Annotated in this window: 16 protein-coding genes; 3 read left to right on the forward strand and 13 right to left on the reverse strand. The window is 39.7% G+C overall.

What is annotated here, in order from left to right; genetic code table 11:
- Positions 1–297: 297 nt before the first annotated feature.
- Complete coding sequence (locus ACZ5L8_RS12320) at positions 298–753, forward strand: cytochrome c oxidase assembly factor Coa1 family protein (RefSeq protein ID WP_464437922.1); 456 nt, start codon at positions 298–300, stop codon at positions 751–753.
- A gap of 45 nt (positions 754–798) precedes the next feature.
- Here ACZ5L8_RS12320 and ACZ5L8_RS12325 read toward each other — a convergent pair whose 3' ends face one another.
- The 7 genes from ACZ5L8_RS12325 to ACZ5L8_RS12355 form a co-directional block, all read right to left on the reverse strand.
- Complete coding sequence (locus ACZ5L8_RS12325; RefSeq protein ID WP_464437923.1) at positions 799–1,878, reverse strand: hypothetical protein; 1,080 nt, start codon at positions 1,876–1,878, stop codon at positions 799–801.
- 44 nt (positions 1,879–1,922) lie between these two features.
- Positions 1,923–3,191, reverse strand: coding sequence for an adenosylmethionine--8-amino-7-oxononanoate transaminase (gene bioA, locus ACZ5L8_RS12330; protein WP_464437924.1), 1,269 nt, complete (start codon positions 3,189–3,191; stop codon positions 1,923–1,925).
- A gap of 12 nt (positions 3,192–3,203) precedes the next feature.
- Entirely contained in the window at positions 3,204–3,881 is a 678-nt protein-coding gene (locus ACZ5L8_RS12335) for a hypothetical protein (protein WP_464437925.1), read from the reverse strand.
- Positions 3,882–3,904: 23 nt separating this feature from the next.
- Entirely contained in the window at positions 3,905–4,174 is a 270-nt protein-coding gene (locus ACZ5L8_RS12340; protein WP_464437926.1) for a hypothetical protein, read from the reverse strand.
- 106 nt (positions 4,175–4,280) lie between these two features.
- A complete protein-coding gene (gene bioD / locus ACZ5L8_RS12345) occupies positions 4,281–4,901 on the reverse strand; it encodes a dethiobiotin synthase (RefSeq protein ID WP_464437928.1) in 621 nt (206 codons plus the stop codon).
- The gene (locus ACZ5L8_RS12350; RefSeq protein WP_464437929.1) at positions 4,894–5,310 is read right to left on the reverse strand and encodes a putative signal transducing protein; all 417 of its coding nucleotides are present in this window, start codon (positions 5,308–5,310) and stop codon (positions 4,894–4,896) included. Before ACZ5L8_RS12350 ends, bioD begins: the two co-directional genes overlap by 8 nt.
- Complete coding sequence (locus ACZ5L8_RS12355) at positions 5,307–6,470, reverse strand: aminotransferase class I/II-fold pyridoxal phosphate-dependent enzyme (protein ID WP_464437930.1); 1,164 nt, start codon at positions 6,468–6,470, stop codon at positions 5,307–5,309. The genes ACZ5L8_RS12350 and ACZ5L8_RS12355 overlap by 4 nt, the downstream gene beginning before the upstream one ends.
- 104 nt (positions 6,471–6,574) lie before the next feature.
- Here ACZ5L8_RS12355 and ACZ5L8_RS12360 point away from each other — a divergent pair, with 104 nt between their 5' ends.
- Positions 6,575–8,374: a M61 family metallopeptidase gene (locus tag ACZ5L8_RS12360; RefSeq protein ID WP_464437931.1), complete on the forward strand. Its 1,800-nt coding sequence runs from the start codon at positions 6,575–6,577 to the stop codon at positions 8,372–8,374.
- Between the two features lie 60 nt (positions 8,375–8,434).
- Here the strand turns inward: ACZ5L8_RS12360 and ACZ5L8_RS12365 are convergent, their stop codons facing one another.
- From ACZ5L8_RS12365 to ACZ5L8_RS12375, 3 genes are all read right to left on the reverse strand, one after another.
- The gene (locus tag ACZ5L8_RS12365) at positions 8,435–9,769 is read right to left on the reverse strand and encodes a hypothetical protein (protein ID WP_464437932.1); all 1,335 of its coding nucleotides are present in this window, start codon (positions 9,767–9,769) and stop codon (positions 8,435–8,437) included.
- 135 nt (positions 9,770–9,904) lie between these two features.
- Positions 9,905–10,549: a response regulator gene (locus ACZ5L8_RS12370; protein WP_464437933.1), complete on the reverse strand. Its 645-nt coding sequence runs from the start codon at positions 10,547–10,549 to the stop codon at positions 9,905–9,907.
- A 125-nt stretch (positions 10,550–10,674) separates the two neighbouring features.
- Positions 10,675–11,358 carry a hypothetical protein gene (locus tag ACZ5L8_RS12375; RefSeq protein ID WP_464437934.1) on the reverse strand — a complete coding sequence of 228 codons (684 nt, stop codon included), beginning with the start codon at positions 11,356–11,358 and terminating at the stop codon, positions 10,675–10,677.
- Between the two features lie 185 nt (positions 11,359–11,543).
- On the opposite strand from ACZ5L8_RS12375, the gene ACZ5L8_RS12380 reads away from it, so the two are divergent.
- Positions 11,544–13,550, forward strand: a complete 2,007-nt coding sequence (locus tag ACZ5L8_RS12380) for a tetratricopeptide repeat-containing sensor histidine kinase (protein ID WP_464437936.1) — start codon at positions 11,544–11,546, stop codon at positions 13,548–13,550.
- A gap of 42 nt (positions 13,551–13,592) precedes the next feature.
- Here the strand turns inward: ACZ5L8_RS12380 and ACZ5L8_RS12385 are convergent, their stop codons facing one another.
- The 3 genes from ACZ5L8_RS12385 to atpD form a co-directional block, all read right to left on the reverse strand.
- Entirely contained in the window at positions 13,593–14,138 is a 546-nt protein-coding gene (locus ACZ5L8_RS12385; RefSeq protein WP_464437937.1) for a hypothetical protein, read from the reverse strand.
- Positions 14,139–14,568: 430 nt separating this feature from the next.
- Positions 14,569–14,850 carry a F0F1 ATP synthase subunit delta/epsilon gene (locus ACZ5L8_RS12390; protein ID WP_462600338.1) on the reverse strand — a complete coding sequence of 94 codons (282 nt, stop codon included), beginning with the start codon at positions 14,848–14,850 and terminating at the stop codon, positions 14,569–14,571.
- A 74-nt stretch (positions 14,851–14,924) separates the two neighbouring features.
- A complete protein-coding gene (atpD, locus tag ACZ5L8_RS12395) occupies positions 14,925–16,433 on the reverse strand; it encodes a F0F1 ATP synthase subunit beta (protein WP_462600337.1) in 1,509 nt (502 codons plus the stop codon).
- Positions 16,434–16,685 lie beyond the last annotated feature (252 nt).

Consider the following 16,685-nt stretch of genomic DNA (forward strand, 5'->3'; position numbering starts at 1 on the left):
TTAAAATTCAAATACAAACAAGTTCTCAAACAGGTTATAGCAGAATAGAATACTTCTACACAACTTGCGCTTAAAAACTTTTTTAACTTAGGGGGAGTTTCTGATCATAGAACGGGTATAAGGGGACGCTCAAAAAAATGATCGATGTAATATATTAGTATTTCCTTAACTTTTCTGAAAAATTCGATTAAAAGCTAAAAGACAACGATTTAAACCATAAAAAAGCTAATTATCTTTAGCGTTTTGGCTGCAGCCAAAACTATTTTACTTACTTTACTCTTTATAATTCAATAATGCATGGAACAACACCCTCAATCTCAAAATAACTATGAAGCGCCTAAAAAAAGCTGGTGGAAACGTAACTGGAAGTGGGTTGTTCCATCGGGTTGCTTAGGTCTTATTATCCTTTTAATTTTATTGATAGGTTCTGCAGCGTTTAGCTTCTTTAATTTTATAAATGAAGAAAGCGGTAGCGACGATGCGATGACACTTATTCAACAAAATGAAAGTGTTATAGAATATCTTGGCGAACCTATTGAGAAAGATGGTTTTGGAAGTTTTAATGTTTCGACTAGCAATGGTTTTAGAAAAGCAGAAGCTAATTTCCCGATCAAAGGTCCTAATGGCTCAGGCCACGCATACATAAAAAGTCACGGCAAAGGCGAAGCTAAGATCTACGACACCTTTGAGGTTACAATTGGCGATACGCTAGTGCTGGATTTGAGGCCAGAAAAATCAATTGAACTTGAGTAATTCTTGAAGTTTTTCTTCACTTACCTCTTTTAATTTTAATTCAACTTAACGATTTTTAGAGAGCCGTATTTGAGTTTTAGCAGCTTTGAAACCTTGCGCTGAAACATCAAAAGCCAAGAGGTCAAATGTTTTATTTAATGTCAAACTAATATTAGATTCATATACATTCAACACTGTCATATTGCTTCTATCTACAATATATATTGCGACGTTTTCACCCATTGCAGATGCCGACTCAATTGTGAGTTCTGCCCTTTCTAAATTTTCTGGATAAAATCTATCAACATTGATCCAGCCAAGTTTTGCAATCTCAATCTCTTGATATAATCTTAAAGTGTTGTTCCGCTGGTAAATCAGATTATTGTATTCTTTCAGTAGGCTTGCATCTGTTGAGTCAAAGAAAATTTCATCAGAAGCGTCTTCAGTCGCTATCTTTAATTTAATTTGTGAATAAAGAGTGTCATTTTTAAAAAACGTGGTATCACTAACCAAAACCCTTTCATCTTTTTCAAATTCAGAAAACGAACCTGAATCCTTAAAAACAGTTTTAGATGCAATTCTGTACTTGTCTACTCTATTAATTCTGGTCATCTCCTCATCCAGTACGATTGTATCTTTTAAAAATATCCACGGATATACTTTTTCCTCAAGATTCTTATCAGTAAGACTCCAATTCATATTACCAGAATCATCATGAATACCTTCAAAAATTTTCATGGCTTCTGTGGATAATTGTGGAAATGAAACTTGAATAGTTTTTCCTGACTTTAATTCTAAATATTTATCACCGTTCTTCACTTGGATATTATATGCACCTCCAGAAATAAGCCACTTTCCATCAGAAGTGGTCTGAGCATTGTACTTTACAAGGGCTTCCTTAGTGGTCAATTCTATAAGTTCAAGCTTTAGGCTTTTACCAGTGTTTAAACCATCCAAATCCTGAGGATTTAGTGTAATCTCTGTGCCAAATTTTCCTTCAATAAAGTTGACCGTGTCATTACGAAGTTCAAATATCTGCTCCTCAGGTTGAGGAACAGTTAAGAAGTCTTTTAAAACAATGGAAGTTTTATCCTTTTCGCATGAAGCGAAAAGACACACAAGCAAAAGAAGCGTAATTTTCCTCATAATTGGATTAGGTTTCAAAAAAAACCAACTCAATTATGATGCCACTAACAAAATCGTTTTATCACCTTGCGGATGGTTTCATACAACCGCTCCATCTCCTCACGATTGGTCACATACGGCGCTGCGATGTACATCGTTGCTCCCAGCGGACGTAGAAATGCTCCATTTTCTAAACAGAAATTAAAGATCTGATAGCGCAAATTACCGTAGCGCTCCATGGGAAGTTTTAACTCTAGAGCGATGATCGTCCCTAGTTGGCGCACATTTTCCACACGAGATTCTGCCTGCATTTCTTTGGCGAAAGCCTCATGCCAGGAAACCACATTAGTGATATTTTCTTGCATTGCTGCGGAAGTCAATAAATCGAGACCCGCCAGCGCTGTAGCACAAGCAATAGGATTCCCAGAATATGTGTGCCCATGAAAAAGTCCCTTGCCTATATCATCAGAATAGAATGCATCATAAACCGCCTGTGTGCAGGTCGTAGCGCCCATAGGCACAAGGCCAGCGCTGAGTGCCTTTGACAAACAAATCACATCGGGTTTTGTGTCAACAAACTCTGAAGCGAAGTTTTTACCGGTTTTACCAAAACCCGTCATCACCTCATCAGCCACGAGAATAATGCCTAGCGAACGGCAAAATTCTAATACTTCATTTAACGCTTCCGCGGAATACATATGCATGCCGGCCGCTCCTTGAACTAAAGGTTCGTAGATAAAACCCGCAATATTTTCTTCCTCGTGAAACTGCTTGATTTTCGATTTAATCGCATCCAGATTCTCTGCATCAGGCAACGGAATGCGTTTAAAATCTATAAAGAAATCCTCAAACGGACCGTTATACACAGAAAGCCCAGAAGCAGACATCGCGCCTAGCGTATCGCCATGAAAACCATCTTCAAAAGCGAGCATGCGTTTGCGTGGTTTCCCTTGATTAAAATGATACTGCAGCGCCATTTTAATCCCGATTTCAGTCGCTGTGGAGCCGTTGTCGTTGTAGAAAACCTTTTGCTGACCTTCTGGCAAAATGGAAATCAGCTTTTCGGCAAGGTCAACCGCAGGCTGATGTGTAAAACCACTAAAAACTACTTGGTCTAGCTGCTCCATTTGTTGTTGAGCACGCTTGATGATAAAGTCATTGCAATGGCCATAAACCGCGGTGTACCAAGATGAGATCCCGTCAACGTATTCTTTACCATCTTCATCCCAAAGCAACGCTCCTTTTGCCTTTTTTATAGGCAACGTTTCTGGAGTTAGCTTATGCTGCGTTAATGGATGCCAGATGTATTTTTTGTCTTTTTCTGTAATGTTCAACTAGTAAATTCTTTAAATAAAAATATCCGGAGCTATTTCCCAATTCATCATTTCACTAAACTCCGAAAGCTTTTTAGGATTTGCACTTAAAGGCAAGGTTTTTTCTTCAGATTCTTCTTTATTAATAAAACCTTTGGTTTCATGAATTATTCCCTTTTCAAAGTCAATTTCATAATTTTCAAAAGCGCCTGTTGCGGCGGTTGTTCCAGATGATGAGACAGAAAAAATCACAAACTCGTCATCTATAAATTTTGCACCATACCCTATTCTAGATCTCGTGAATTCGTTATCAATTTTTAAAACACCTCCATCAATTGAAATCTCAGGTTCGATATAAGGACTCATTCCTCCTTCATCGCCTCTAAGGATAAAATCATTATTTTGAGAAATCACGTTTTGAGAATCATCTTTTGAAACAAAAACCAGAAGAATTCGGGCTTTACTTGAATTGAGTTTACAACTCTCGCAACGTTTTTCATAAACGCTATCTTTTGACTGCAAAACTAAAGCCACATCATCTTGAGAATCGTTGTTTAGATCTCCATCAGCTCGCTTTAAAACTTCCCAATCATCATTATCAAGCACGTCTTCTAACGTATTGTTTTGAAAATTTGGAAACTTGACAATTTCTTGTGCTTTTAAGCAGCTTAATAAAAATAAAAAGAGAATGGTAAAAACGTATTTGATCATAGCTATAGGAATTGATTTAAGGTCTATTTGGCGGAAGCCAAAACAGCTACCAGTAATATAGTAATAAACCAGAATATAAACCCTATAATTTTCACCTCTTTAGCCTGTTTTAATTTTGTTTCGTAGCCATATTTTTTGAAACGCTCAAACTCTGAAATTGAAAAGTGATCTTCTCGATACCTTGGTCTTGGAGTGAAAAATGGAAAGATAAAAAACAGCAACCATTCTTTTAAAGTAAGTGGCTCTTGCTTTCTTTTCTCTTCTAATTCTTTAGAAAAATTTGATTTATCCAAAGGCAATCTCTTTTCTCTTTATTCAATTTTCTATTTTCTAGATTTGAATAGTTCTCGATACATCCGCCTGCTGCAGACACTTAAACTGACATCTCAATTCTAATAACTAACTACTCAAATCTAGCTTCTCAGCATACTCACGCACCACATGCTCGTCAAAATACGGCTCATCATCTATTCTTCCTAAAACAGGAACATTTGTCATTTTCTTGATGATAGATTCTGTTGTGGGATGTTCGTTGCCGTTAAATATAATCCCGTGAATTTGCTTCCCGGCTTGCTTTAATTTTTCGATCGTGAGCAACGTGTGATTGATACTTCCTAAATAATGACGAGACACGACGATCACCTTGTGATGCGGCTGGATCAAGTCTAAAATAGTCTCAGTATCATTGATGGGAACTAGCAATCCACCGGCGCCTTCTATAACAAGATTATTATTGGTTTGGGGTTCTTTTATCTTTGCAGCCGTTACCTCAATGCCATCAATTTCTGCGGCAGCGTGCGGACTCATAGGCGTGTTTAGCGCAAAGGCATTTTCATGAAAAACAGTCTTATTATTTGAAACCAGCGCTTTCACTTTATGTGAATCAGAATTATCGAGATCACCAGCTTGAATAGGCTTCCAGTAGTCGGCTTGCAATGCTTCTGTAACAATAGCCGAAGCGATGGTTTTACCAACTTCAGTACCTATACCGGTGATAAAAAAAACGTGCTTTTTACTCATCTAGATTAAATTGCTTTTTACAATTAGAGCAGCGGTATGCGTATTTTGTATAGAAGGGAAATACCGAAAATATGCAGCCAACTATAAAACTAACTAGCGCTCTTGCGCTGTTTATAGTCGTAAAATAGTCCACATTTGTACTTCCACAATTGGGACAACTTATAGCTTCGCCCTCATCGTCTAATGAATATTTAGGGATCTCATCAAGAATAGCAATAGCCTTCTCATAATCCTGCTCTAGTACAGCAAGCTTAACTCCACCTATAGCAACACTCATTAAAGGATCTGTATCAATCGTGTGTTGATCCAATAAAAATGCATCAACACCTTCCGCAAGAAGTCTACCTTTTAAGATCTGTGCTTCTGATGAATATTCAAAAGTCCTTACAATTTTATACGGCTTGCTCATGCTACAAATTTAGCCAAGAGCGCTAAAACAGTTTTCATTTCTTCCTGCGAATTGTACGTGTGCAGACAAAAGCGCAATCGCTCCTCGCCGGCTGGCACCGTGGGCGATAAGATTGGCAACACAGAGAACCCTGCAAGTTTTAACTTTTCAGAAACCTCTTTTACACGCTCGTTACCGCTAATCACAGCAGACTGAATCGCCGTTTCACTAGGGATGAAGAATTCTTGAAGATTCAGTTTTTCGTATTCTTTTTTAAAGAATTTAATGTTTTTTTGAAGTGTTTCAACTTCTTCTAACGGCCGCGGATCGTCTGTATTTTTATACGCCCCCAGCACTTCATGACTCGCTTGTATCGTCGCAACACCGTGTGGTGGCATCGCGGTGGTATAGATCAAGCTTCTGGAGAAATTAACCAAATACGATTTTAAGGCTTCGCTGCACAAAACAGCGGCTCCGTGGCATCCCATCGCCTTCCCAAAAGTCACTATGCGGGCAAGCACTTTTTGGCTTAAAGCCAAATCTTCTACCAAACCATAACCCTGACCCAATACTCCTACAGCATGTGCTTCATCAACGACCAAATGTGTGAAACCTCTGCGACAAATTCTGGCCATTTTACGCAAATCTGGCGAGTCACCATCCATTGAAAAAACCGACTCTGTAACAACATAAATATGACCGGCAAGCAACTGCAAAAGTTTATCGATCTGATATTGCAGATCATCCAGATCGTTATGCTTAAATTTTATAGATCGCGCATGAGACATCTGTATCCCATCGCGTATGCTAGCGTGCACATATTCGTCATAAAGTATTGTGTCAAGCCGCCCAGGAACGCTAGAGAAAAAACCCACATTTGCATCATATCCTGAGTTAAAGATCAAGGCATCTTCTGAGTTGTAGGTCTTTGCCAGTTTCGCTTCCGCGGAAGCGAACAAAGCATGATTGCCCGAAAGTAAACGAGAGCCTGTACTGCCATTTTGCACAAGATCATGACGTTTAACAATCTCATGCGCTTCTTCATAAATGCCCACTTCTTTAGAAAAACCCAGATAGTCATTAGAAGAAAAGTCAACTAACTCACTCTGTGGTTTTAACGTGCGCAACGCATTTTCTTTAATACGCGCATCCAGTTTTTTTTGAAGGCCTATGGGTATCATAAAACAAAGGTAAAAGAAAAGTCAATTGACACTAAAAAAGTAGTTGCCCAGTTTAAAAACTAGCAAACTTTTGTAGTTTTAGCCATACTTGAAATCTAACACCCATGATGATCAAAAAACTTCTAATTGCTTTTCTATTTCTTTTCGCTTCCGCGGAAATTTTGGCGCAAGCTAAAAACACATATTCTATCTCTTTTGAAAACTCAGCACATCACGAGGCCGTGGTAAAGGCGAGTTTTACGGATATCAAAACCGGAACGGTAGTAGCAAGAGTGTCGCGCACGAGCCCCGGGCGATACGCGCTGCACGAATTTGCAAAAAACGTATATGCAGTAAAAGTCACTAACTCAAAAGGAGAGCCGCTTACAGCAACCCGCCCAGATCCTTATTCTTGGGAAATCACTGGTCATGACGGCACGGTGAATATTGAATATATATTGTTTGCAAATCGTGGTGATGGTACATATTCTCAAATTGATGACACGCATGCACATCTTAATATGCCTGCAACGTTCATGTTTGTTGAAGGTTTAAATCATCGTCCTATTGAGGTCACTTTTGAGGCGCGCAAGGATCTTAATTGGAAGGTTGCAACCCAGTTAAAGCAGGAATCTAACAATACTTATAGCGCTCCAGATCTGCAATATTTTATGGATAGTCCTACTGAGATCGCAGATTTTAAAATGAAAGAATTCACGCTTGATGGACAAACCATTCAGTTTGTGCTTCATGATGATTCTGCCACGCCAGAGCTTTTTGACAAATACTTTAAAAATGTCGAGGCGATCGTGAAACAGGAGAAAGCTGTTTTTGGCGAATTGCCAAAATACGACTACGGCAAATACACATTTCTTGCTTGCTACATGCCTAACGCGTCAGGCGACGGGATGGAACATAGAAACAGTACCATCCTTACAGATACTGAAGGGCTTGCCAATGGCGGCTATGACAACAACATTGGCACCGTTTCTCATGAGTATTTTCACTCTTGGAATGTAGAACGCATCCGTCCAGATGATCTAGAACCGTTTGATTTCACTGGAGCAAACATGGCTGGCGAACTTTGGTTTGCTGAAGGTTTTACAAGCTATTACACCACATTGATTCTTGAGCGTGCAGACATTTACACGCCAGAGCAATACGTAAAAAGCCTTAACGGGACTTTCAATTATGTGTGGAATTCTCCAGCGCACGAGTATTTTAATCCTATCGAGATGAGTTATCAAGCGCCGTTTGTAGACGCTGCAACCTCGGTAGATCCTGTGAATCGTGGCAACACGTTCATTTCGTATTATTCGTATGGAAGCATTTTGGGACTTGCGCTAGATCTTTCGCTTAGAGCTGAAGAAGGCGAACATAGCCTAGACGATTTCATGAAAATGATGTGGAAAAAATATGGTAAGCCAGAAGTAGCTTATGATTATACAGATATTGAAGAAACACTAGGCGAATATGCGGGTGAGGCTTTCGCCAAAAACTTCTTTGCACAATACATTTATGAAAGCAAAATGCCAGACTACGCAACCCTTTTTGAAACCGTAGGCCTTAAAATGGAACAAGACAAAGAGAAGGCATTTTTTGGCGCATCACTTAGCACAACCGAAAGCGGTCTAGAGATCAGTAGAACGACAACTAAAGGTTCTCCGGCTTACGAAGCAGGTCTTGACGCTGGCGATGTTTTACTTTCGGTAGATGGTGAGAAATTAACTTCTACTGATGTTTTTACCACGCTTATTAAGAATCATAAAGTAGGCGATACAGTAAAAGTAAATTTCACTCGCTTCGGCAAGACAATGGCAACTGAGGTTACTTTAAGTTTTGATCCCACATACACGATAAGCATTGACGATAGCTCTTCTAAAAAAGCTGTCAAGGCTAGAGAAATTTGGCTTAAAGCCAAATAAAGAAAAACAAAACACCGCTTCATGATCGAAGCGGTTTTTTTTATTTGGAGCAAAAGGTATTTACTGTTGTGATTTTAGGATATTGCAGCCCATGCCATTCCATGGGTATAAGCCGGCTGGCAATGCTTCTTCTATCGTGATCTTAGGTAAAAAGATCTCTGCATCGCCGCCCGCGCTGCTGCCTTGCACGTTTAATCCTAACATGCTGCGCAGCTGATTTGCGCCTGTATTTGCAACAGTGACTGATGCATCTACCTCTTCTCTACTGATCTCGTCGCGGTCGCCATAAATTTTTGCCCAGCGTTCTGCCACAGCGATCTTGATGAGTAAACTTTGATTTCCGTCGCTGTAAGGATCAATATGCATGGCTTCATCAAGGATGTTATCTACAGACATTTTATCATTGATCTCTTTGTAATCATATTTACTATTACCTGTAAATAAGTTATTGTTCAATTTAAGTTTTGCGCCTTTGTTATACATCCCGCCCATGTGACCAAAGGCGAAAGCGTTGTTCTCAACTGTTGCTGTTAAGTTTTGATCAAAGGCGATCGCATCGCCGCCATAACTGGCAATAGGATCATGCTTCCAGGTAAAAAGAACGGTGTTGTGACTGATTTCAAATTGTGGGATCAAGCTCTCGTCTGTGCCCATATATCCTGTGCGAGCGTGAATACCATAACCTGTATTATTGATCACAAAGTTATTTTTAATAACTCCTTTTGCGCCCTGAAAAATGCGTACAGAAACTGCACCTTCTGTGGGAGCGGTATTCATCACTACATTGTTTTGCACAACAACATTTGTGAATTTGCTAGCAACAATTACAATTCCGCCAGACTCTGGTGATGCGTTGATGTTGTCCTTTGGGCTTGCTTTTCGCCGTAAGGCAAGATCTTGATTAAGATGATAACGGTTACGTGGCCCGTTGTCTACAATGATCCCGTCTACAACTATGAGTCCGCCTTGCGACTTCTGACCATTGCTCTCACGTTGCTGATCTGTTCTAATATAAATTCTGGGTGTAGTGAGTTTCATGTACTCATTTGTACCGGTGAAGATCGTTTTGTGCGTATCCCAAGGGTCGCGCGTGGTGAAATTAACGTCATAACCACCATAGATCTGCACAGGAACGTTGATCTCATCTGCGCCGCGTTGTCCTTTACTCATGTAAGTACCTTCGGCGATATGTATGCGGTCATTGGGTTTAAGATGATGCAAAATATTTGCCATGTCTTTTGCAGGTCTCTCTTTAGTTCCCAGTTGACCAGAACCTGTAGTCTGACTGATGTACCAATCGCGACCTTCGTTAGCAAAATTAGGCGAAGTCTGAGCGCAAAGCGTTGCTACAAAAAACAGCAACAAGGCAAGAGATAAGAAGTTTGAGCGTTTCATGAGTAATTGAGGTTATGATTTATTCTACATACAAGTATACCTTGATGCATTTGCAATCACCTCTACAAAAACTTACAGCAATTCAATCTATGGGAATTCTATGAAACGTTAGGGGTTTTTCCCCTTTAAGGATATTTAATTGTGCAATTCATACTCTAATGCCACGCGAACTAAACCTGCTGTATTGCGTGTTCCGGTTTTGATAAGCATGTTCCTACGGTGCGTTTCTACCGTGCCAAAACTTATAAAAAGCTTATCTGCGATCTCTTGTGTAGTATGCTCATCAAGAATAAGACGCAACACGTCTTTCTCACGGCGAGACAACTTAGGAAACATCTGCGCTTCTGTCTCTGCTTTATGCGAGCTGGTCATACTATTGATCACAATTTCTTTTGTGGCATTATCAAGATAAGGGTTGCCGCTGTACACGGTTTTTATCGCATTAACAAGTTCATCTTTGCCGGCATTTTTAAGTACATAACCTTTTGCGCCGTTGCTAAGCATTTTTTTGATCAAGCTGCCTTCTTTATGCATTGTGATCGCGATGATCTTAATATCTGGCCAACTGGCAAGAATCTTTTTACACGCTTCCATCCCATCTAGCTCTGGCATATTGATGTCTAGCAAAACCACATCTGGCTGCTCTTGTTTTATCGCATTTATGCCTTCTTTACCATTAAGCGCATGACCCGTGACTTGTATTTCTGGCTCATTTTCAAGAAGTAGTTTAAAGCCTTCTATGACCATCTTGTGGTCGTCTACAATAAAAACACGTATCATATTTCAGTTTTGGTTGGGATGTTGTGGGTATTGCTTCCGCGAAAGCGAAACGAATATAATCTCTAAATTAAATAATGCTCAGCAAACTGAGCATTATTAGAAACTATAAATAAAGTATTGGGCACCTAATTTAATTGCTGAAGGCTCAAACCAGCGTAATAATCTACGCTCTCGTCCATATCTGTAGTCACAAAATAAGGCTGATTATGACCGTCTTCAAAAGCCAAAAATCCTGAATAATGAAAAAGCTGCTCGCCATCATCTGTGGTCATCACGCCAAAACCTGTGCGCATAAAATCTTTAGGCGCACCGTGTACGGCAGTGATCTTGTCAAAAAATCGGCCTAGATTACCAGCTAACTCAGCCGACTGATATGCCGGATCTAGATCTTGAACGATCTTATCAAAATCGTGCGCAAGAACATCTTTTGAAAAACGTGTAAACAGCTCGCTTTGCTCAAGGCCGCTGGCTAAAGAAGCTGTTTTAAAGAAGGTTTTCTCTGCGTCTTCCTCATTTTTCTCAATAGCGATCTCGTCATAAGACGCGCGTTCGTCTGCGCTCATGCCTTCATAAACCATCAGGGCAATGTTAGAAGAAACGAGATCCCAGTTTAAAGAATCTATCATAGGAGCTGCATCAACTTTTACCCCAAAATTCTTTTGAACTTTTCCCTCTGCTGTGCGCATACCCTTTGAGTAAGACGCTTTTGTGTGATAAAAATTAGCAACGTTATCTAGAGAAGCTTGCTCACCCTCTGAAACGCAAGAAATTAGGAGTAAAAGGCTTAAAAGAGGAAGGAGGTTTTTCATGAGAATTACGGTTAGTGTTGATGGATGTGTAAAGTAACTAGCCAAAAAACTCAGCACTATAAAAGATTACATACAGCAATTTTAAATACTAGAATTCATTGATTTTATCAGGAAAAACACCCTAAGGCTCAACAACTAATCTCTAGATTTTTTTATTTTCAACACGTATTTAAAACCTAACCTTCTTGAAAACCTCTCAATCGCTTCAACCGGCGCTACTTATTCTTGCTGCGTTCTGCTTTCATTTTTCCTTTGGGCAACAGCCAGATCACACACAAAATATAGATTCTATTATCGCGATCAATGCGTCAAAAAAAGACCAAGTGATAACGCTGGTTCAAGAAGCTGCAAAGATGCGCTACACGCCAGATGCAAAGCATTATATAGAGCGCGCTTTGGCTATAGCCAAAAAAGAAAATAACCCACTTCTTTTTGCAAATTCTTACTATTCGCTGGGTAATTTTTACTTCTATGCATCACAAATAGATTCTTCGCTTGCCGCACTAGATCTAGCTGATGAAAATCTTAAAAAAACTCCCGATGCGCTTTTGCAAGCCTCTGTACTCTCTACCCGCGGCGGAATTTACAACCGCACAGGCGACGTCTTACTCGCCATCACAACAAACCTTGAAGCGCAAGCAATTCTTGATGCTATTGACACAACCACAATTGCCAGTCCGCAAGAAATGACGCAGTTTCGCGGCAAGCAATTGGTTCTTAGCAATAGTCTTGCTAACCTCTATCTCAAGACAGAAGACAATGACAAAGCATTAGAATTTTATAAAGAAGCCTTTGACATTGCAATGCAGATGAACACGCCAGCAAATGCCTCTGTTGTGCTGAGTAATCAAGGTGAATTGTTGTCTAGAATGGGCAATTATCAGGAAGCGCTAGAAACGTCTATAGAGGCTCGCGACATGAAGGTTAAATATCAACTTCCGCAGCGATTTGTGATCACTTCTAACATTAACATAGCTTCTATTCTGGGAAAAATGGGTGACAAGCAAGAATCGATGCAATATTTAAACGAGGCGCTTGAAGCCAGCCGAGCAAACAATTATTCAAACGGGATTATGCTTGCGCTTTGGTTAAGAGGTGACCTTAACTATGAACTGGGCAATCTAGAGCAAGCACTAGATGACGCTAAGAATGCTTTGGCTTTAGCCAAAAAAAATCAAGACACCGAAACCATCATGAACGCCAGCAATACTTTGTATAAAGTAGAGCGTGACTTAGGGAATAACGGTTCTTCGCTTGAAAATTATGAGCGTTACGTACAACTGAAAGATTCATTTTTTAATGAAAAGAACGTGCGTAAAATGACGCGCCTCGCCATGCAATACGACTTTGACAAGCGCGAAGCAGAACAAAAAATAGCGATAGAAGAGCAACAAAAACAAAAAAAGATCTGGATAGCCGGCGCGATATTTTTGGGTCTATTTGCTTTTACACTTTTACTGTTTTTCTTAAAACGACTTAAGTATCAAAAAACCATCACACAGCAAAAGGATGAGATACGCCAACAAGAGATCACAGAGTTGAGTCAAAAAAATAAACTCAGCACCATGAATAGCATGATAGAAGGTCAAGAAAAAGAACGCAGTCGCATTGCAAAAGATCTACATGACGGTTTAGGCAGTTTGCTAAGCTCAGTAAGATCACATTTTGAAGCCGTGGTAAAAAGCGATAGCACAGAAGAAACGCCACTTGAAAAAACCACTAAAGAACTTATAGATCGTGCTTGCGAAGATGTGCGCAGGATCTCTCATAACATGATGCCGCACGCGCTAACTATTTCGGGTCTTGAAGAAGGAATACGCGACATCGCAGAGCGACTTAAGTTAGAAGGTTATGATGTTTCTTTGGAGTTTCAGCATTTCCCAAAGCTGTCGCAAACACATGAGGTTTTTGTTTACAGACTTGTGCAGGAAGTGATCGCCAACATCAAAAAACACGCCGAGGCTAGAAGCATTTTTATCCAACTCATGGGGCATGACAACACGGCTTACATCATAATAGAGGATGATGGTAAAGGTTTTAACTATGATGAAGCGATCTCAAAATCTGGTCTAGGTCTTGAGAATATAAACAGTAGAGTAACATTTCTTGAAGGTGATATTAATTGGGACACAAACCCTGGACAAGGCACGACGATAAATATCACATTTCCTACAACAAAAAAACCGGCATGATTTTGTAGATCACGCCGGTTTAGAAAAACAAATTAGCCAATACTATTTTGCGTTAATGCGGTATTTAAATTTATTACCCACAGATTTATTCTTTATCGCAATGCTAATGATCTTACCCTTTACACCAGTAAGTGTAAAAACCTTTGTCTGACCATTTTTGTTATTTTCAAAGGTATATTCCTTCAACGTTCTAGTGATACCATCATCACCATGAGAGCAAATAAGCACCTTAGTCTCTGCACGACCGTCGTATTTGTTTAAGGTTACTTTTACTGTGTTATTAAATGATGGCGGCGTTACAAATGTGCGCTGCGTTTGCCCCATTACTGTTCCTTCTTCATTACCGCCGTCCATCTCAAGATAGCGCGGGCCAATATTTGCGCTGCTGTTTGATGAGATCCAGTTCCATGCATTTTTGATCTTTTTTACTCCGTTTTTAAAAGGGATCAATGAAATGTTAGGCGACCAAGGACCAAATTTTGACCACTCATGTTGAGCAATTTGTTTACCCTGACTACAGCTTTGGGCTTCCGCCGAAAATGAAACTGCTAGAAAAAGAAATGCGAATACAAATAAGAATTTTTTCATGATAAGAGATTGTTATGTTGTTACTTACCGCAAATTAGTAACACAACCTCCGGGAGCTATCTATCAATACAAGGAAGAAAATTATTTCTATGAAAACCAGTATTTAAAGGGGAATTAACCCTAGATGCGGTTTTGTTTTTTGGCTTAAAGCCAAAAGAATTAATAGCCCAAAAAGAAGAAAGCCCCCAAATACTTTAAAAGTTTGGGGGCGTTCATGATTGGTTGATTTAGATCGTTATGTTTGACTAAAATATAAAATAGATTTTAATAATACGATTTACTACATGTAAAATTTATCACCGCCGGGATTATTGATTGTCAATAACCTAAGATTTTAACGGAAAGTGAATGAGAGAACCTTTGGCGAAAGCCATAAAAAAACCCGGCTTAATTAAACCGGGTTTTAAATAATTTGTAAAGCTTTTAAACTTTAGTCTACCAGAACAATAGCTTTGTTTTCTTTAACTTCTATTGTACCAGATGTAATATCTATGGTCCACTCGCCACTGTCTTTACCTTTATTGAATTTTGCTGCGAAATCCTCTGTCAATGCTGATGAGGTTGTAAACTTCACAGTTCCTTTTTCTAAAAGTGAAACGATAGCTGCGTGATTATTTAATACTTGAAAAGTACCATCTGTACCAGGAACGGTAACAGATGTTGCTTCGCCGCTAAATAATGTTGCTTCTGGACTTACTATTTCTAAATGCATATCGATCAGTTTGCAGTTTGCAGTTCGCTGTTATGCAGTTACTGATAACTGCTACTTAAAACTGCCTACTAAAATTACGCTTCAGCAAGCATTTTCTCTCCAGCTTCGATCGCTTCTTCAATAGTACCTTTAAGGTTGAAGGCAGCTTCTGGCAGGTGATCTAACTCACCATCCATGATCATGTTAAAGCCTTTGATTGTTTCTTTAATATCTACAAGAACTCCTGGGATACCTGTAAACTGCTCTGCCACGTGGAAAGGCTGAGAAAGGAAACGCTGTACACGACGTGCGCGCGATACTGCTAGTTTATCTTCTTCACTCAATTCTTCCATACCAAGAATCGCAATAATATCCTGTAGCTCTTTATAACGCTGAAGAAGCTCCTTAACGCGTTGTGCACAGTTATAGTGCTCATCACCTAAGATATCTGCAGTAAGAATACGAGATGTAGAATCTAGAGGATCTACCGCTGGGTAAATACCAAGCTCTGCGATCTTACGAGATAATACTGTAGTTGCATCAAGGTGAGCAAACGTTGTTGCTGGTGCCGGGTCAGTAAGGTCATCCGCAGGTACATAAACCGCCTGTACAGATGTAATAGAACCTTTCTTAGTTGAAGTAATACGCTCTTGCATCGCACCCATCTCAGTTGCAAGTGTAGGCTGGTAACCTACCGCAGATGGCATACGACCTAGAAGTGCAGATACCTCAGAACCTGCTTGTGTAAAACGGAAGATGTTATCAACGAAGAAAAGAACGTCTTTACCCTGACCATCTCCTGCTCCATCACGGAAGTACTCAGCGATAGTAAGACCAGAAAGTGCTACACGTGCACGTGCTCCTGGTGGCTCGTTCATCTGTCCAAAAACGAAAGTCGCTTTTGACTCCTTCATCGCTTCTTTGTCTACTTTAGTAAGATCCCATCCGCCTTCTTCCATAGAGTGCATGAAGTCTTCACCGTATTTAATAATACCAGACTCAAGCATCTCACGAAGCAAGTCATTACCTTCACGAGTACGCTCACCCACTCCAGCAAATACAGAAAGACCACCGTGACCTTTTGCAATATTGTTAATCAACTCCTGGATCAATACAGTTTTACCTACACCTGCACCACCAAAAAGACCGATCTTACCACCTTTTGCATAAGGCTCGATAAGGTCAATTACTTTGATACCTGTGAATAAAACTTCTGTAGAAGTTGATAGATCTTCAAATTTTGGTGCCTCACGGTGAATAGGAAGACCATTTTCACCAGATTTTGGCAACTCGCCGATACCATCAATAGCATCACCGATCACATTAAACAGTCTACCATACACATCCTCGCCTATTGGCATCTGGATAGGATTACCGGTAGCAACAACATCAACACCGCGACTAAGACCATCAGTTGAGTCCATCGAGATCGTACGCACAGAACTCTCGCCTATGTGAGATTGAACCTCTAGTACCAGTTTTGAACCATCCTCTTTAGCAATCTCTAAAGAATCATAAATTTTGGGTAGTTCTGCACCGTCCGCAAACGCTACGTCTACAACAGGGCCTATAATCTGGGCAACTTTACCTGTAACTTTTGACATTTTTAACTATTTAATGTTTAGCAAAATACATACTTAAAAACCTTTACACGGGCTGTCAAAACCCCCGGTTTTTTCGTCGTGCAAAGATAGTCTTTAATATCAAAAAAACTAATTATGAATTAATTGATTTTATCTTAGTGTTTTAAAGCTGCATTTTTCGCTTTCGCGAAAAGGTCTCATCCACCTTAAATACTATCTTTAACAGTACTTTTTGCGTTAAGCAAAAAATCAAAAAAACCTGAGTAAGAATTA

It is taken from the genome of Leeuwenhoekiella obamensis, from assembly GCF_055391795.1.